This is a genomic window from Candidatus Methylomirabilota bacterium, assembly GCA_036005065.1.
Classification (GTDB): domain Bacteria; phylum Methylomirabilota; class Methylomirabilia; order Rokubacteriales; family DASRDR01; genus DASYQW01.
On record DASYQW010000094.1, the window covers coordinates 1 to 16800 of the forward strand.

Annotated in this window: 14 protein-coding genes, 1 tRNA gene and 1 pseudogene; 8 read left to right on the top strand and 8 right to left on the bottom strand. The window is 70.4% G+C overall.

What is annotated here, in order from left to right; genetic code table 11:
• Both VGW35_07005 and VGW35_07010 read left to right on the top strand, forming a co-directional pair.
• On the top strand, positions 1 to 1272 hold a 1272-nt coding region (locus VGW35_07005; protein ID HEV8307402.1), incomplete at its 5' end, for a hypothetical protein.
• Complete coding sequence (locus VGW35_07010) at positions 1269 to 3026, top strand: hypothetical protein (GenBank protein ID HEV8307403.1); 1758 nt, start codon at positions 1269 to 1271, stop codon at positions 3024 to 3026. The genes VGW35_07005 and VGW35_07010, both read left to right, overlap by 4 nt.
• 192 nt (positions 3027 to 3218) lie before the next feature.
• On the opposite strand, the gene VGW35_07015 is transcribed toward VGW35_07010, so the two are convergent.
• From VGW35_07015 to VGW35_07035, 5 genes and pseudogenes are all read right to left on the bottom strand, one after another.
• The gene (locus tag VGW35_07015) at positions 3219 to 4553 is read right to left on the bottom strand and encodes a substrate-binding domain-containing protein (GenBank protein HEV8307404.1); all 1335 of its coding nucleotides are present in this window, start codon (positions 4551 to 4553) and stop codon (positions 3219 to 3221) included.
• Positions 4554 to 4568: 15 nt separating this feature from the next.
• Positions 4569 to 5954: pseudogene (locus VGW35_07020) on the bottom strand (inorganic phosphate transporter).
• Positions 5955 to 6020: 66 nt separating this feature from the next.
• Positions 6021 to 8840, bottom strand: a complete 2820-nt coding sequence (gene uvrA / locus VGW35_07025; GenBank protein HEV8307405.1) for an excinuclease ABC subunit UvrA — start codon at positions 8838 to 8840, stop codon at positions 6021 to 6023.
• 171 nt (positions 8841 to 9011) lie between these two features.
• Entirely contained in the window at positions 9012 to 9845 is an 834-nt protein-coding gene (locus VGW35_07030) for a PHB depolymerase family esterase (protein ID HEV8307406.1), read from the bottom strand.
• Positions 9846 to 10066: 221 nt separating this feature from the next.
• Positions 10067 to 11248 carry a homoserine O-acetyltransferase gene (locus VGW35_07035; GenBank protein HEV8307407.1) on the bottom strand — a complete coding sequence of 394 codons (1182 nt, stop codon included), beginning with the start codon at positions 11246 to 11248 and terminating at the stop codon, positions 10067 to 10069.
• A gap of 154 nt (positions 11249 to 11402) precedes the next feature.
• Between VGW35_07035 and VGW35_07040 the strand changes: the two genes are divergently transcribed.
• From VGW35_07040 to VGW35_07060, 5 genes are read left to right on the top strand one after another with little or no spacing between them, the layout of a single operon-like run.
• Positions 11403 to 11927: a transcriptional repressor gene (locus VGW35_07040; protein ID HEV8307408.1), complete on the top strand. Its 525-nt coding sequence runs from the start codon at positions 11403 to 11405 to the stop codon at positions 11925 to 11927.
• A gap of 43 nt (positions 11928 to 11970) precedes the next feature.
• Entirely contained in the window at positions 11971 to 12417 is a 447-nt protein-coding gene (locus tag VGW35_07045) for a rubrerythrin family protein (GenBank protein ID HEV8307409.1), read from the top strand.
• A gap of 46 nt (positions 12418 to 12463) precedes the next feature.
• Positions 12464 to 13738 (top strand): heterodisulfide reductase-related iron-sulfur binding cluster, encoded by a 1275-nt coding sequence (locus VGW35_07050; GenBank protein ID HEV8307410.1) that lies wholly within the window; start codon positions 12464 to 12466, stop codon positions 13736 to 13738.
• A 5-nt stretch (positions 13739 to 13743) separates the two neighbouring features.
• Entirely contained in the window at positions 13744 to 14328 is a 585-nt protein-coding gene (locus VGW35_07055) for a DUF3501 family protein (GenBank protein HEV8307411.1), read from the top strand.
• Positions 14328 to 14651: a cytochrome c gene (locus VGW35_07060; GenBank protein ID HEV8307412.1), complete on the top strand. Its 324-nt coding sequence runs from the start codon at positions 14328 to 14330 to the stop codon at positions 14649 to 14651. Before VGW35_07055 ends, VGW35_07060 begins: the two co-directional genes overlap by 1 nt.
• Positions 14652 to 14763: 112 nt before the next feature.
• Here the strand turns inward: VGW35_07060 and VGW35_07065 are convergent, their stop codons facing one another.
• Complete coding sequence (locus VGW35_07065) at positions 14764 to 15465, bottom strand: urate hydroxylase PuuD (GenBank protein ID HEV8307413.1); 702 nt, start codon at positions 15463 to 15465, stop codon at positions 14764 to 14766.
• A 398-nt stretch (positions 15466 to 15863) separates the two neighbouring features.
• On the opposite strand from VGW35_07065, the gene VGW35_07070 reads away from it, so the two are divergent.
• A complete protein-coding gene (locus VGW35_07070; GenBank protein ID HEV8307414.1) occupies positions 15864 to 16175 on the top strand; it encodes a BON domain-containing protein in 312 nt (103 codons plus the stop codon).
• 178 nt (positions 16176 to 16353) lie between these two features.
• On the opposite strand, the gene VGW35_07075 is transcribed toward VGW35_07070, so the two are convergent.
• Complete coding sequence (locus VGW35_07075) at positions 16354 to 16656, bottom strand: hypothetical protein (GenBank protein HEV8307415.1); 303 nt, start codon at positions 16654 to 16656, stop codon at positions 16354 to 16356.
• Between the two features lie 67 nt (positions 16657 to 16723).
• Positions 16724 to 16798 (bottom strand) — tRNA-Met (locus VGW35_07080).
• Between the last annotated feature and the right edge of the window lie 2 nt (positions 16799 to 16800).

Below are 16800 nucleotides of genomic sequence, written 5' to 3' on the forward strand. Positions count from 1 at the left end.
ACCGCGCCGCCCGTCTCCGTCGAGCCGCGCCCGGCGGCCCCCGCCGCGCAGTCGCTCGGCTGGCTGCGGGCCCGGATCCTTCCCAACGAGCTGGTGCCGGAGCCGGACCCGCACCGGCGCGGGCTCATCCTGAGCTACGCGCCGGGGACCGGCCCGCCCGGGCCGATCCACCGGAAGTCCTTCGTCTACGATGGAGCGCTGGCGGCCCTCGCCTTCAGCCTGGCCGGCGATCGGGTCACCGCCTCTCGCATCCTCCAGGCGCTCGTCCGGGTCCAGCGGTCCGACGGGAGCTTTTGGTTCTCCTACAGCGGCGACGTGAGCTGGCCCGACGAGGCCGACCACGAGATGGCGATCATCCGCTCGGGGGCGACGGCCTGGGTCGGCTACGCGCTCAGCTTCTATCTCGAGGGGCAGCCGCCGCCCGACAGCCCGCGCGCAGAGCGTGAGCGCGATCGCTTCCTGGCGACGGCCCGGCGCATCGCGGACTTCCTGCTCACGCTCCGGGTCGCCGACGCGCCCCACGCCCGGGGACTCCTGCGGGGCGGCCGCGGGGTCGTCCGGCTCACGGTGGATCCCGCCCGGAAGACGGTGCAGGAGGTCTACCAGGACGGGCCCGTGCGCTGGATCAGCACCGAGCAGAACATCTCCTCGTTCTTCTTCCTGGCCTCGCTCCATCGGGTGAGCGGCGAGCCGCGCTACGGGGCCGCCGCCCAGGAGATCCGCCAGCGATTGCTCGGGAGCCTCTGGCAGGAGGACCTCGGGCAGTTCGCCCAGGGCTTCCGCGAGGACGGGCGGCTCGACCGGACGCTGGCCCTCGACTGCGCCTCCTGGGGCGCGCTCTTCCTGGTGGCGGCCGGCGAGACGGACAAGGCCGCCCGCGCGCTGGCGACCGCGGACCGGCTCTACCAGAACCGCCACGGCGCGGTGGCGGGCCACCGGCCGTACCACGACCGCCCGATCTACGACGACCCGCGCGTTCAGCGGGTCCTCATGCCGGCAGCGCCCGACGCCCGGTGGAGGGACCTCGCGATCGTGTGGGCCGAGGGGAGCCTGGGGGTGGCCCTCGCCCACCTCCGCCGGGGCGATGTCGACCGGGCTCGGGAGATCGTGGGCGAGATCGCGAAGATGCGGGAGGGCGACGGCATCCGCCACGCGACGCGGGAGGTCGCCTACGAGCTCTCGGCCTCGCCCAGCGTCGCCGGCACGGCCTGGCACGTCATCGTCGAGGAGGCGCTGCGGGCCCCGCGCGCGCGCGGCGTCTGGGCCAGGTGAGCCGGTCTCGGCGCGTCGCGATCGGACTCCTCCTGCTGCTGGGGCTCCCCGGCGCGCTCCACGCGGCCGAGCCGCGCTACCGGGTGGCCCTCGTCCTCACCGAGGACGCCCTCGAGTCGCTGGCGGCCCGGCGCTCGCTCCAGGCGATGGGGATCCCTTACGACGTCGTCGCCCCGACCGGGCTCTCGCCGGCCTACGCGCTCGCCATCCTGCCGGGTCCGCTCTACAACCGGACCCTGTCGCCGGCTCATCGGGAGGCGGTCTACGGCTTCGTCTCGGGCGGCGGCCTCCTCCTGGCCACCCAGGTGGAAGGGTCGGACTACTTCCCGCTCTTCGGTCTCGACGGCGCCCGGGCCCAGCGCGACCGCTTCCGCCTCCGCTTCGCCGCCGGGGTGGAGGACGCCTGGCTGCGCTACCTCGACCATCCCAAGGAGCGCGAGATCTCGCTCGGCGATCCGACCCTCTTCAAGGAGACCATCTGGACCGTCGGGTACGGCGTGACCCAGGGGCGGGCGCTGGCGACCTTTCCGGATGGGAGCGCGGCGATCGTCGTCAACGACTACGACGCCGGCCAGGCCGTGACCCTCGGCGCCAGCCTGACCCAGACCGTGCTGCTCGCTCAGGTCGGGCAGCACTACGAGGCGGGCCGCCAGTACGTCAACTCCTTCGAGCCCTCGGGCGACGTCGTCTTCCTGCTGCTCCGCGGCCTCTACGAGGCCACCGCGCGCCCGGCCGTCTACTGGCACACGGTGCCGCGCGGCCTGGAGACCGCCATCGTCCTCACCCACGACGTCGACGCCCAGGAGGCGTTCGCCCACTCGGTCGCGTTCGCCCGGCTGGCCGAGCGTTACGGCGTCCGCTCCACGTTCTTCGTGACGACCAAGACCTTCACCGACGCCGCCGACATCGGGTACTACGATGCCTCCCGCATCCCATTCGTCGTCACCCTCCGCCGTCTGGGGTTCGAGATCGGCTCCCACTCCGTCTCGCACTCGAAGCGCTTCGCCCGCTTTCCCATGGGCGCGGCCTCGGTGACGGCCCGGAGCTACCGGCCCGCGGAAGCCCCGACCGTGATGGGCGAGGTCACGGTCTCCAAGGAGCTGCTGGACCGCGACCTGCCCGACCAGCAGACCCGCTCCTTCCGCGCCGGCGAGCTGGCCTTTCCGCCGCCGCTCATCGAGGCCCTCGAGCTGGCCGGCTACCGGTACGACTCGACGTTCTCCGCCAACAACATCATCACGAACTTCCCGTTCTTCGCCTTCGCGCAGAAGCACCTCGGCGCGCGCGAGACGGCGATCGTCGAGGTGCCCGTCACGGTGGACGACTCGCAGGGCTACCTGACCCGGAACACCGTGGACTGGGTGGTCCAGGCCTGGGCCGAGATCATCGAGGCGAACCGCGCCAACGCCGCGATGACCTGCGTCCTGATCCACCCGACCGACGCGACCTACAAGCTCGAGGTACTGCGGCGGCTCCTCGAGCGCTACACGCCGAAGCCGGTCTGGATCGGGCCGGTGGCGGCGCTGGGCGAGTTCTGGGCGCGGCGGGCCGGGGTCGGATTTCGACTCGAGGTGGAGGAGGGTCGGTGGACCATCCGCCTGGATCGCCCGGCCGTGGCGCTCGGGCGCGACCTCGCGCTCGTGGTGACGAGCGGTCGGGCCGACCCCCTCCGGATCCTGGACCGTGACGGGAAGGCCATCCGTTACCGCACGCTCGACCGCGCCGACCGCTCCCTCCTCGTCCTGGAGCCCTAGGTCACTTCGGGGGGGTCTCGGAAGACCCCCCGCGGCCCCCCCGTCGTGGCGGCGGCGAAGCCGCCGCTCCGAGCACTCCCCGATGCACCGCGCTCTCGGTGGTCGGCGCCGGGTTACTCTGCCACACCCCTAGCGCGACGCGGAGGCGCGGAGCAGGGGTGGGCGGAGCGGAGGCGGCCTCCGCTGCCCCGATCACCTTGACGCGAGCCACACCTCGACACGTTCGTTGCGTTCCTCGGCCCCGGACACGTCCTTCGAGACGAGCGGGACAGCCCCGCCGAATCCTTCGGCCGCATCCACGCGGATGCCCCGCGCCCGAAGCTCCTCGGCCACCTTCCTGGCTCGATCCACCGAGAGCCCGACACGCTCGGAAAATCCCGCCAGCGCCACGGTGGACGGGGAGTCGCGGCGGACAAAGTCGGCGACGCGGTCGATGTCGCGCTGCGCCCGGCTATCGAACTCGGTCGTCCCGGGGCGAAACCGGAACAGCGGAGCGAGGCGCCGTCCTCTTTCCGTGAGCGCCGCGTAGCGCGGCGGGCACCGTTCATCGCACGCTCTGCCCCCTCCGACTCGAACGCCGAGGTCCACGAATCCCGCCGCGGCGATGATCTTCTGACCTTCCGGCGACAGCGCGAACTCGACGAACTCCGTGGCGAGCGGATTGCTCGTAGCCGACGTCGTGTACAGGTACAGCCGCCGCGACAGCGGATACTCCTCGGCGGATACGCTGAGCGCGGTGGGCGGGATGGCCGGGACGCCGGTACCGCCGACCGCGACGACCTTGGCCCTCCGCATGGAGCTCATGGACGCGAACCCGATGCCGTGCACGTCGTCCGTCACGGCGTCCGCCAGCGCGCCAGCCTCCACGAAGCGCTTCGCCGTGGGTGCCAGTGGCAGTTCGCGCAGCACGAGCGCCTTGAAGACATCGAACGAGCTCGAGCGCTCGTTTCGAGCGTACAGGGTGATGCGCCCTTCGCCCTTCCCGAGCATCGCCCAGGCGGTCACTTGACCCGAAAAGATGCGCGCCACATCCTCCACACCGAGGGAGCTCACGGGATTCGTCGGGTGCACGATCACGGGCATGCCGTCGACGCCGAGCACGTGCTCGTGGGCCGGCGATGCGATGTCGCCCAGACCGGCGGTCGCGATCTGCGCGACCTCGGCGGGCGTGGCGCGACGCGAAGCCATCCCCACGTCGCCCGCTCCCGCAGCCAGGCTCTGAAACATCGCCGCCGAGCCCCCGGCGGCGATCTCGATGAGTCGAGGCCGGGAATCGCCCGGGAGCTGTCCCGAGACGAGCCACCCGTAGGCGTCGTCTCCCGCCCGGCGGGTGATGGCTGTCGCCCTCTTCTTCACCAGGAACGCCTCGGCCAGCTCCGGCGCCACCCTGACGCCGAGCGAGTGGGCTCCCTGCAGGCGGAGGGCATCGGCCGCGACGACGCGAACCGGCGGGGTTGCCTCGCGGTCGTGGGCACTGGCCGTGGCGTCGACCGGCAGCGCCCTCGCGTCCATCGGGTTCGGGAGCATGGCTCGGAACAGCAGGAACAGGCCGCCGGCGAGCGCCGTCGCCGCGGGAAGCGTCAACACCCACGCTATCGCGATGTTGCGCACCGTCGACCTCTGCAGCCCCGACTTCCCGACCAGCATCGTGCCGGCGACTCCGGAGGACAGGACATGAGTCGTGCTCACCGGGAGGCCCAGCCATCCCGAGACCCCGATCGTCGTGGCCGCAACCACCTCCGCCGAGGCCCCCTGCGAATAGGACATGGGGACCTTGCCTATCTTCTCTCCGACGGTGACGACGATTCGCTTCCAGCCGACGGTCGTCCCCACGCCGAGGGCGAGGGCGACCGCAATCACCAGCCACGTCGGAGCATAGTCCACGGCCTCGCGCAAGGCGCGCCTGTCACGCCTCAGCGTGTCGAGCTCCCGAGGCGAGAGCCGCCCGGGTTGACTATCCTGCAGGACGGCCAGGCTCGAGTCCACCCGGAGGATCCTCGTGCGGACGTCCCACCGCTCCTCGGCGGGTATCTCGCGGACGGAGCGTCTGTTCTCGAGAGCGGAGCGAATGGCGGCGAGGTCGCCGAGGACGCTGTCGATCGTCGACTCCGGCGCCGTCCCGATCTCTTCGCCGTAACCGGCGCGGGTCAGCTTTTCCATCTCCTCGGCGACGGCCACGGTGCGCGCCAGCGTGGCCTGGTCCTGATAGGTATCGAGCGCGAAGTCGGCGGGGAGGATGCCAATCAGGATCAGCATCACCAACCCCACCCCCTTCTGGCCGTCGTTGGAGCCGTGGGCCAAGCTCACGCCGGAGCACGTTCCGACCAGGATGGCGCGGATCCACCGCGGAGGCGCCTGGGCCTCGTCGGCCGGACGATGCAGCTCCGGTGACGGAAGGAATCGGCGCATAAGCAGGAGCAGCACTCCGGCCGCCATCAGGCCGATCACGGGGGAACAGACGAGCGAGAGGCCGATCTCTCCCACCTTGTGCCAGTTGACCCCGGTGCCGAAGACGTGCCCGGGCATCAGCGAGTTGGCGATCCCGACACCGACGATCGCGCCGATCAACGTGTGGGAGCTGGACGCCGGTAGTCCGAGATACCAGGTGCCGAGGTTCCAGATGATGGCGGCCAGAAGCAGGGCGAGGACCATCGAAAGCCCCGCTCCGCTTCCGCTCGAGGCCAGGAGCTCGACGGGAAGGATCTTGAGGATGCTCACGGCAACGGCGATTCCCCCCAGATACACGCCAACCAGGTTGAAGAAGCCCGAGAGGATGACCGCCGTCCAGGGGCGCAACGACCGCGTGTAGATCACGGTCGCCACGGCGTTGGCCGCATCGTGGAAGCCGTTGACGAATTCGAAGGCGAACGCGATGCCGAGCGCCAGAACCAGGAGAATCAGGTGCCACGTGCTGGCATCGGTCTGCATGCGGACCGAGGGACGGTGGCGGGACCCTACCGCCGGGCCGCGCGAGGTGCGCGCACGTCTGCGCTCTCAGCGGGCGCCGCGGCGGTCGGCGCCGGCGCCCGGCCTGGCGAGGAACTCGCGGAGGTATTTCCCCGTGTAGGAGGCCGCGACCTGGGCGATGGCCTCCGGCGGCCCCTCCGCCACCAGCTCGCCGCCGGCTTCGCCGCCCTCGGGCCCGAGGTCGAGGACCCAGTCGGCGCACTTGATGACGTCCAGGTGATGCTCGACGACGAGGACGGTGTTCCCGGCGTCGACGAGACGCTGGAGGACGCCGAGCAGCCGCCGGATGTCGTCGAGGTGGAGACCCGTGGTGGGCTCGTCCAGGATGTAGAGGACGTCGCGCCCGAGCCGCGGCCCCAGCTCGGCGGCGATTTTCAGCCGCTGGGCCTCGCCGCCCGAGAGCGTCGTCGCGGGCTGGCCCAGCCGGAGGTAGCCGAGCCCCACGTCCTGGAGGACCTGGAGGCGCCGGCCGAGCGCGGGCACGGCCGCGAAGAAGTCGGCGGCCTCGTCGACGGTGAGCTGAAGCACCTGGCTCACGTCTTTGCCGCGATAGCTGACCTCCCGGACCTCGGCGCGGTAGCGCCGGCCCTCGCAGGCCTGGCAGGTGACGTACACGTCCTCGAAGAAGTACATCTCGAGCTTCTCGAAGCCGTCGCCCTCGCAGGTCTCACAGCGCCCCCCGGGCACGTTGAAGGAAAAGTGGCCCGGGGTGAGACCGAGCGCCTTGGCCCGGGGAAGCCCGGCGTAGAGCTTCCGGATCTCGTCGAACGCCTTGATGTAGGTGACGGGGTTGGAGCGCGGGGTCCGCCCGATCGGCTCCTGGTCGATGAGCTTGATGCCCTTGAGGTGCTCGAGGCCGACCAGCGCGTCGTAGGCGCCGGGTGACTCGAACTCGGTCTTGAAGGCCCGGGCCACCGCGCGATAGAGGGTGTCGTGGACGAGCGTCGACTTGCCGGAGCCGGACACGCCGGTGACGCAGGTCAGCGTGTGCAGCGGGATGCGCGCCGTCAGGCGTTTGAGATTGTGCTCCCGGGCCCCGACGAGGGCGAGCCACCGTCCACTGCCGTCCCGGCGGGCGCGGGGCAGGGCGATCGACTCGCGGCCGGACAGGTAGCGGGCCGTGAGTGATCGCGTGTCGCGGAGAAACTCCGCCCGGGGCCCGGCGAAGACGACCTCGCCGCCCCGCTCCCCGGAGCCCGGGCCCAGCTCGACGCAATGATCCGCCGCCTCGATGAAGCTGCGGTCGTGCTCCACGACGACCACGGTATTCCCGGCGTAGGCGAGCTCGCGGCAGAGCTCGGCGAGCCGCGCCACGTCTCGGGCGTGGAGGCCGATGGACGGCTCGTCCAGCACGTAGAGGGTGCCGACGAGCTGGGCTCCGAGCTGGGTCGCGAGCGCGATCCGCTGGGCCTCACCCCCGGAGAGGGTGCGGGTCTGGCGGTCGAGCGCCAGGTAGCCGAGTCCCACCCGCCGGAGGAAGCCGAGCTTGGCCTGGATCTGCGCCCGCACGTCGCGGGCGACCTCCGCCTCCCACGTGGTGAGCTCGAGCCCGTCGAGCCACCGGGCCAGGTCGTCGACCGTGAGCCGGCTGAGGTCGGCGATGTGAAGGCCCCCGATCGTCACCGCCAGCGCGTCCGGCTTGAGGCGGGCGCCGCCGCAGGCCGGGCAGCCGGCCTGGCTGCGGTAGCGCGAGAGGAACACGCGGACGTGGAGCTTGTAGCGATAGCCCTCGACGTCTTCGAAGAAGCCGCGAATGCCGCCGAAGTCGTCGTCGCCCTCCTGCACCCAGCGGCGGACGTCCTCCGGGAGCTCCTGGTAGGGCGTGTGGACGTCGACGTGGCGGCGCTTGGCCCGGCGCAGGAGCTCCTTCTGGTACCAGGCCCCCGACCGGTGCCGCCAGGGCTGGACGGCGCCGTCGGCGAGCGAGAGGGTCCCGTCGGGAATGACCCGGCTCTCGTCGTAGCGCAGGAGGTTGCCGAACCCCTTGCATTCCGGGCAGGCCCCCAGGGGATGGTTGAACGAGAAGAGCAGCGGCTGGGGACGCTCGAGCGGGATCCCGCACGCGTGGCAGCCGAACCGATCCCCGTAGCGCAGGGTCTCGGGCCGGGCCCCGTCGCGCGTCACCTCGACCACGGCGCGGCCGCCGCCTTCGCCGAAGGCCTGCTCGAGCGAGCTCGCCAGCCGGGTCTGGCGGGCCGGCTCGAGCGTCACCCGGTCGAGGACGACGAGGAGCTCGGGCTGGGCGGCGAGGTCGGCGGCGGACAGCGGCGGGAGCGGCGTCAGCGGGAGGACCTCGTCCCCCAGCCGGATGCGCGCGAAGCCGCGGGCGACCAGACGGCCCAGGAGCTCCGCCGGCGCTTCCTTGGCCGGCACGGGCAGGGGGAACATGACCAGCGCGCGGGTGCCGGGGTGTGCGCGGCAGAGCGCCTCGGCCACGCGCTCGGGCGCGTCGGCCCGGGCCTCGCGACCGCAGCGCGGGCAGTGGACCCGGCCGATCTTGGCGTAGAGGAGGCGCAGGTAGTCCGCCAGCTCGGTGGCGGTCCCGACCGTCGAGCGCGCCGTGCGGACGGGGTTCTTCTGCTCCAGCGCGATGGCCGGCCGGATGTGCTCGATGTGGTCCACGTCGGGCCGGTCGATCCGCTCGAGGAACATCCGGGCATAGGTGGAGAGCGACTCGACGAACCGCCACTGGCCCTCGGCGAAGAGGGTGTCGAAGGCGAGGGAGGATTTCCCCGACCCCGAGACGCCCGTCACCACCGTCACGCGGTCATGTGGCAGGGCCAGCGAGATGTTCTTGAGGTTGTTCTGCCTGGCTCCGTGGATCCGGAGCCAGAGAGTGTTCTCCATGTGGCTCGACCCCCTGAGGTGGAATTGTACCGCGGCCGGCTGCAGGGAGCCAGCCGAGGGCGACCTCAGGGGGCAGGAGACGGTCAACGCGACGCTGGCGGTGCCGGCCGAGGTGGTGCGCCGCACGACCGTCTCCGGAGCCGGCCAGAGTCGGCGACTCGGTACCTTTCTTTACGGCAGAGGGTGCCGCCGCAGGAAGCTCAGCATCTCCTTCAGCGCATCCGTGTTCGGCCAGCGGATGTGCTCGTACAGGCCTGTCGGCTTCGAGCAGCGCAGCGTGCAGCGTGTCTCGCGGGTGACGGCGCCCAGCAGGCCGAGGTTGTGGAACGCGAAAGGCCAGCTCCGCTGCGTGAGTGTCGTGACCCAGGCGCTGGTCGTCGCGCAGGGAACCAGGGCGTCGCAGAGATTGCGCAGCAGGACCAGCGGCACCTTTCTCGGAGCCTGCAGGGATACAGGGCAGGGTGTGCGCGACCAGGGATCGGCGCCGGCATACTGACCGATGGCGGCGATCCGGTCGCCGCGCCAGACCCCGTAGAGCGCCGCCATGTAGGCCCCGTTGCTCCAGCCGAACACGTAGATCCTGCGGGTATCGATCCGGCCCGTCGCGATCACCTGGTTCAAAAAGCGATCGATCGCGAGAGCGTCCAGGTTCCTGGAGGGATCGCGGTACCACTCGTCCCAGTGGAAACCGCTCCCGGTCTCGGGGCCGTTCGACGGCCAGGGGGTCGCCCGTCTTCCTTCCGGCGAGAGGACGTAGAAGCCCTTGACCTCGGGGTCGCCGGAGAGAGGAAAGGTGTCGTGCAGGGCGAACAGATCCCGGCCCGACAGATACAGACTCTCCGGAGTCGTCAGCGAGCCGTGCAGATAGATGAGCAGGGGCCATTTGCGTCCGGCGTGCGGCTCTCCCTGGGCTTGTAACGGCGGACTCAGGCAGGCATAGCGGATGACGTCGCCCTGGCCAAAGAAAAGAGGCTGACCCCGGTAGCAATACAGCGGGATCGTCACCGGCTGCTCCGTCCGTATCGGTGGGGCCCCCATCGGGGAACAGACGAATCCATCGCAGCTCGCCGCAGGAGATGACGGCGAGAACTCTTCCTCCTGCTCCCAAGCGGAGCCCTCGGCGCCTCGAACGGCAAGGAGCAGAGCCGCGAGGAGGAGCGCAACCCGCATTCCTGCTCTCATGTCACACTCTTCCCTGGCGGCGGGCTGGGATTTGCTACGTCTATTTAGTTGGCCAGGAACTTCCGGATGGCTTCGCCCGCTTTGCCGATGGCCAGCACGCCGTCCAGGTGGCCGCCGTCCCCCTCGATCTCGAGGTACTCCACCGACTTGCCCTGCGCCTTCAGGACCGCCATCGCCTGCCTGGAATAGTCCGGGAAGAGCAGGAGGTCGGACTGGGCGGGGATCAGCAGGACCTTGGCCTTGACGTCGCGCAGCCCTTCCTCGAGCGAGGCCTTGTGTCCGGCCAGGAAGAGCTGGTTGGCCTTGACGAGGTAGAGGAACGAGTTGGCGTCCGAGGCCTTCGCCCGGGCGGCCCCGGCCTTGTCCAGGACGTCCTCGATGGCGAACTTGTTGTCCCAGCTCTTCCCGGGGTCCCGGTCGGGAGTCGCCCACTTCCGGCCGAAGGTCTTGGTGGCCCAGCCGTAGTGCCGGGCGTGGAGCGTCACCAGCTTGAGCGCCTGGGCCAGGCCCTCGACCGGCTCGTCCTTCCCGTAGTAGTCGCCCTTGTTCCATTTCGGGTCGAGGAGGATGGGCGCGGCCCACAGGTTGAGCCAGCCGATGCCGTAGGCGGGAATCTCGGCGGCGCCGATGACCGGGATGGCGCGCTCGACCATGTCGGGATAGGCCGCCGCCCACTCGACGGCCTGAAGGGCGCCCATGGAGGCGCCGATCACGGCGTGGAGCTTCCGGATGCCGAGCGAGTCCAACAGGGCCTTCTGGACGTTCACGAAGTCCCGGATCGTCACGATGGGGAAGCCCATCCCGTAGGGCTTCCCGGTGTCGGGATTGACGGAGGCGGGCCCGGTGGTCGTGACGTTCGGGTCCCTGGTGTTCAGGTTCACCAGGGTGTCGGAGCTGATCACGAAGAAGCGGTCGGTGTCGATGGGCTTGCCCGACCCGATGATGCCGTCCCAGTAGCCCGGGGCCGCGTCGGCCGGCGCATACTTCCCGGCGGCGTGGGAGGTGCCGGTGAAGAAATGGGTGACCAGGATCACGTTGTCCTTGGGGGCGTTGAGGGTGCCGTAGCTCTCGTATCCCACCCGCACGTTCTTGATGGTCTCGCCGGCGATCGTGGCGTAGGCGGGCATGGTGAAGACCTTCTTCTCCACCCGCCCGTCGTACGTGAAGCCGGGGGCCGCGATGGCCAGCAGAAGGAGTATCAGGAGCGTCCTGGACAGCCGTCTCATCTGTCGCATCCTCCGTGTCGCGTGCGTCAATGGGCCAGGGGCACCCGGCGACTATAGCACGGCCGCGTCCGCTCTTGACACCGACCGGGAGCCGGGCTATGGTTGTTGAGAACAATTCGCATTACTAATAACGGGTGACGGGACCAGGAGCCGCATGGAGACGCCCTCACCGGCCGCGCGGGGGAAGGATCGGGGCCGGCCGCCATCCGCCTCGGCGGGGCCGGCCCGCGCCGAGGTCGTCCTGCGCGCCGACCTGGCGCGCCGCGGGATGCGGCTCACCGACCAGCGGCGGCTCATCCTGGCCGCCGTGCAGGCCACCAACACGCATCCGACGGCCGAGTGGGTTCATGCAGCGGTGCGCAAGCAGCTCCCCCGGGTGAGCCTGGCCACGGTGTATCGGAACCTGCGGCTGCTCGCGCGCCACGGGCTCCTCACCGAGTTCCAGGCCGGGCCCACGGTGCGCTTCGATGCCCGGGTCCACCGCCATCACCACTTCACGTGCGCTCACTGCGGACGCATCTTCGATCTCGAGGAGCCGGTAGACGCGAGGCTCGACGCCCGGGTGACGGCCCGCACGGGCTTTCGGGTCTCGCACCATCGCATCGAGTTCTTCGGTCTCTGCGGCCGGTGCGCCCGCCGGCGGGGCGGCGGGCCGACCCGGCGTCCGGGCCCCGACTAGCCCCGCCTGTCGTACGTCCACGACCGAACAGGAGGAATGGGGAATGGCCAAGTCGCTCAAGGGTTCCAAGAGCATCGAGAACCTCAAGGAGGCCTTCGCCGGCGAGTCCCAGGCGAACCGGCGCTACCTCTACTTCGCGCGAGTCGCCGACATCGAGGGCTTTCCCGACGTGGGCGGTCTCTTCCGCGACACTGCGGAGGCCGAGACCGGCCACGCTTTCGGTCACCTCGACTTCCTCAAGGAGGTCGGCGATCCCGTGACCAACGTGCCCTTCGGAAAGACCGAGCTGAACCTCAAGTCGGCCATCGAAGGGGAGACCTACGAGTACACCCAGATGTACCCCGGCATGGCCAGGACCGCTCGCGAGGAAGGGTTCGCCGAGCTGGCCGAGTGGTTCGAGACGCTGGCCAAGGCGGAGAAGTCACACGCTGGCCGCTTCACCAAGGGTCACCAGGCCGTCGCGGGGCGGGAGCCGGCCGAAGCCATCTAGATCGATCGGAGGGGGGCCCGGCCCCCCTCCGCCCTTTCAGGCCACGATGACGACGTTCGACATCCGCGCCCCTGAGTTCTGGAGCCGCCCGGCGCTCGACACCGAGCTCCGCCGCGTCTTCGACGTCTGCAACGGCTGCCGGCGCTGCCTGCCGCTGTGTCCCTCGTTCAAGGACCTGATGGCCTCGCTGGATCGGGAGGAAGTGGACGGCGACGCCGAGCGCCTCCCTGGCGCCGACACGCAGCGGGTCGTGGACCTCTGCTATCAGTGCAAGCTCTGCTACAACCATTGCCCCTACACGCCGCCGCACCGCTGGATGATCGACTTCCCGCGCGTGATGCTGCGGGCGCGGGCCGTCCAGGTCAGGGAGCGAGGCGGCGTCACCCTCCAGGACCGGGTTCTGGGCAACACGGACCTGGTCGGCCGGCTGGGCACCGCCGTCGCGCCCCTCGCGAACTGGGCGAGCCAGAATCGCGCGCACCGGGCCTTCATGCAGGCGGTCCTGGGGATCCACCAGGACCGGAACCTGCCGCGCTTCCACCGCGAGACCTTCAGCCGCTGGTTCGCGGCGCACCGGGAGCCGGCGCCGGAGCCGGTGACGGCCCGGGTGGCCCTGTTCGCGACGTGCCCCGTCGAATACCACAACCCGGCGGTCGGGCGTGCCACGGTGGCGGTCCTGCGGCACAACCGGGTCGATGTCACCCTGCCTTCCCAGCGCTGCTGTGGCATGCCGTACCTCGACGGCGGGGCCGTGGGCGAGGCCCAACGGTTGATCGACGACAACGTGCGGAGCCTGGGCGAGGCGGTGCGCGAGGGCCGGGAGCTCGTGGTGCCGGGCCCGACCTGCTCCTACATGATGAAGCAGGAATGGCCCTGGCTGGCCACCGACGGGGAGACCGCCCGGCTGGTGGCCGAGCGCACCCGCGATCTCTTCGAGTTCCTGGCGCGCCTCCACCAGGGCGGCCGGCTCGACACGGCCTTTCCGCTCCGCCCGGGCCGGGTCGCCTACCAGCTCCCGTGCCACCTGCGAGCGCAGAACATGGGGACGAAATCCGCCGACGTGCTCCGCCTCACGGGCGCGGACGTCACGGTGATCGAGCGCTGCTCGGCCGTGGACGGGACCTGGGGGTTCAAGCGGGAGTACTACCAGCTCTCGATGAAGGTCGCCGAGCCGCTCTTCCGTGACCTCGGCGCGGCCCGGCCCGAGCGGACGGCGACGGACTGCCCGCTGGCGGGCCTTCAGATCGCCCAGGGCACGGGGCAGCGTCCGCGCCATCCGATCCAGATTCTGGCCGAGGCCTACGGCCTCCCCTGGGAGTGATGTCGGTGGAGAAGATCCGGTTCGCCGAGGTGCAGAACCTCTACGAGTACGAGAAGGTCCGCGACGCCCGGCGCCGCGAGGTGATCGCCCTCAAGCAGCGCCGGCGAGTCGCCGTCGGCGACCGCGTGAGCTTCCTCTTCGAGAACCGCCAGACGGTGCTGTTCCAGATCCAGGAGATGATCCGGGCCGAGCGGATCGTCGCCGACGACCGGGTGCAGGACGAGATCGACGTCTACAACGAGCTCGTCCCCGGGCCGGGGGAGCTGTCGGCCACGATGATGATCGAGATCGAGGAGAAGGACCGGATCAAGCCTGAGCTCGACCGCTTCATGGGGATCGACGCCGGGGACGCCGTGCGGCTCACGATCGGCCGGGACCACGTCATTCCGGGACGGTTCGAGGAGGGCCATTCGAAGGAGGACAAGATCGCGGCCGTCCACTTCGTACGGTTCCGGCTCACCGAGGCGGCCCGGGCGGCCTTCGCGCGCGAGCCGGTGGCGCTGGTGGTCGAGCACCCGGGTTATCGGGCGCGGACCGAGCTCGGCCCGGAGGCCCGGGCCGCGCTCCTCGAGGACCTTCGCGAGGGCTGATGGGCTGGCGGCGGCCCCTCGCCGGGCTGGCGTGCATCGCGACGCTGGCGGCCTGTTCGGGCAACGCGACGCCGGGCAGCGAGGCCGCCGCCCGGGGGCGTGACGTCTATCTCGGGTACTGCGTGTCGTGTCACGCGCAGGACCCCGCCGGCGACGGTCCTCTCGGTCCGGCGGTCAAGGGCTCTTCCGAGGAGCTCTTGCGGGCGCGAGTGCTCCACGGGACGTACCCGCCCGGCTACACTCCCAAGCGCCCGAGCGCGGTCATGCAGCCGCTGCCGCAGCTGGAGTCGAAGATCCCCGACCTCGCCGCCTACCTCCGCTGACCCGCCGGCCGCTCGTCCCCCGCGCGCGCCGCGTCGATCAGCTCCGAGCGGCGGCTGTGCCGCCGCAACCGAGGGGGGGCATCGGGGGGTCTTCCGAGACCCCCCCGAAAAACTAGCGCATGATCTCGAACCAGATGTAGAAGATCGCCGACAGGATGAAGCCTGCCCACAGGGTGCCCGAGACCGTCGCCAGGGGCTTCGTGGTCGTCGTGTTCGGCTGAGCGATGAGGGCGTTGACCTCGACCGCGGCCATGATGATGAGGGCCACGATCCAGAAGGCGGCGCCGGAGCGCGGCACCGGCAGTCCCTGCAGGTGGCTGGCCGCGCCCATGTAGAAGAGCATGGGGATGGAGAACAGCGTGTTGGTCCGCGACGCCAGCCCGGCCCGGGCCCCGGCCGGGGCGGCGGCCGGGTTGGCGGGCCGGCCCGCCGCGGTGTCGATCGCGTTCTGGATCACGATCTGCTGATTGGGCCAGATCACGAACCACACGTTGGCCCACATCAGGGAGCCCAGGAGCCCGCCCAGCAGGATCGCCCACCCGTAGGGGGCCACGAAGAAGCCGCCCTGACCGAGGCGGTGCAGGATGATGAGCCAGCCGGAGAGAAACGTGATCATCGCGCCCCAGCGGAACCACCAGAGCGCGCGCGGGACGAGCTTTTGAACCGCGCCGCTCCGGACGGCCGGCTCGGTCTCCGCGAAGAACGGCGTCTGGACGAAGTTGAAGTAGTAGAGCAGTCCGATCCAGGTGATGCCGGCCAGGAAGTGGATCCACCGCAGGAGGAACAGCCACCCTTCGCCCGTCAGCAGCGCCATGGACTCGTCCCCTTTCGCCTACGCCCGCTCTCGCGCGCGGGGAGCCCGACCAAGTCTGACACTACGGTGGGGGAACCGTACTCCGCGTGACCCCGAAGTCGGCCAGATTACACACGGTTCTAGCCGTGACTGTCAATCGAAAACGCCGGCCGCACCTGAACGCCGCCCCAAAGCATCCGAGGCGTCGGCTGCCGAGACACTCCGTCAACAGCATATCGCGGTCCGGACCAGGGGGCCACCGGACCACTGCGCTCGGAGCATGCGAGGGGCCCGCGGGGCGCGCGTCTGATGGCATCTGTGTTGCACAATCACCCGTGGGATTCTCGTGTGCCGGGCATGCCCCGGGTCCGGCACGAGGCACCGACCGGGGCGGATTGGTCGGAAGGAGGACAACAGGGATGCGCTACGCACTCCGCACGGTGTCGGTGATGGCGCTCCTCGTCTTCGTGCTGGCGGGCTGTCAGAGCCTGACCGGCAAGACGGCGAGCGAGACCGTCGACGACGCCTCGATCACTGCAGCCGTCAAGACGAAGCTCGCCGGGGAGAAGGTGTCGACCCTGACGAAGATCGACGTAGACACCAACAAGGGCACCGTCTACCTGAATGGCAACGTGGACACCGCCGCCATGAAGATGCGCGCCGCCGAGCTTGCGCGGCAGGTGAAGGGTGTCCGTGAGGTCGTCAACAACCTGAAGGTCTCGGGCGGCTAAGCCGGACGGACGAGGAGTCGTCGCGGCTCCTCCCGACCGCCGGGTAGTGCCACAGCGGCGGTCGGTGCCGTCCCCGCGGCCGCCCGCCGGGCGGTCCCGCCTCGCGCGGGGCCGCCCGGCTTTTTTTGTAGATCGTCGGCGGCTCCGCCGCCGGGGCGCGCGGCGCGTCTCACTCCGATCAGATCGGGATGAGCATCCAGAGTCCGGCGGATGCGAGCAAGAGGCCCAGCGCGATCACGGCGCTGCCTACCGGCGTCTGGAGTCCCAGGGCCCACCAGCCGTAGCCGATGGCCAGGATGCCGGCCGCCAGCAGGGCGGCCCCGAAGCGGTTCCAGTACCCCCAGACGAGAGAGGCCGTCCGCCGGCGCGTGATCAGCCAGGTCAGGCCGTGCGAGATCACGGCCACGAGCAGGATCAGCCCCGCGATGTATGCGAGCGTGCGGGACGCGGCGCCGACGGCCTCGACCGCGCGCTCAAGCATCGACCATCGTCCCTCCCACCGGGCCCTCGACAGCCGCGCGCAGCCTTCGACCGGGGCGAAGAAGAATTGGTGGCGGTGGGAGGAATTGAACCTCCGACACGGGGCTTATGAGACCCCTGCTCTGCCGCTGAGCTACACCGCCAA

Excerpts from the sequence above, each read along its gene's own strand:
- VGW35_07035 (HEV8307407.1), bottom strand. The coding sequence starts at position 11,248 with ATGAGACGGCTGTCCAGGACGCTCCTGATACTCCTTCTGCTGGCCATC.
- uvrA (HEV8307405.1), bottom strand. The coding sequence starts at position 8,840 with ATGGAGAACACTCTCTGGCTCCGGATCCACGGAGCCAGGCAGAACAAC.
- VGW35_07075 (HEV8307415.1), bottom strand. The coding sequence starts at position 16,656 with ATGCTTGAGCGCGCGGTCGAGGCCGTCGGCGCCGCGTCCCGCACGCTC.
- VGW35_07045 (HEV8307409.1), top strand. The coding sequence starts at position 11,971 with ATGGCCAAGTCGCTCAAGGGTTCCAAGAGCATCGAGAACCTCAAGGAG.
- VGW35_07050 (HEV8307410.1), top strand. The coding sequence starts at position 12,464 with ATGACGACGTTCGACATCCGCGCCCCTGAGTTCTGGAGCCGCCCGGCG.
- VGW35_07060 (HEV8307412.1), top strand. The coding sequence starts at position 14,328 with ATGGGCTGGCGGCGGCCCCTCGCCGGGCTGGCGTGCATCGCGACGCTG.
- VGW35_07070 (HEV8307414.1), top strand. The coding sequence starts at position 15,864 with ATGCGCTACGCACTCCGCACGGTGTCGGTGATGGCGCTCCTCGTCTTC.
- VGW35_07015 (HEV8307404.1), bottom strand. The coding sequence starts at position 4,553 with ATGCTCCCGAACCCGATGGACGCGAGGGCGCTGCCGGTCGACGCCACG.
- VGW35_07040 (HEV8307408.1), top strand. The coding sequence starts at position 11,403 with ATGGAGACGCCCTCACCGGCCGCGCGGGGGAAGGATCGGGGCCGGCCG.
- VGW35_07065 (HEV8307413.1), bottom strand. The coding sequence starts at position 15,465 with ATGGCGCTGCTGACGGGCGAAGGGTGGCTGTTCCTCCTGCGGTGGATC.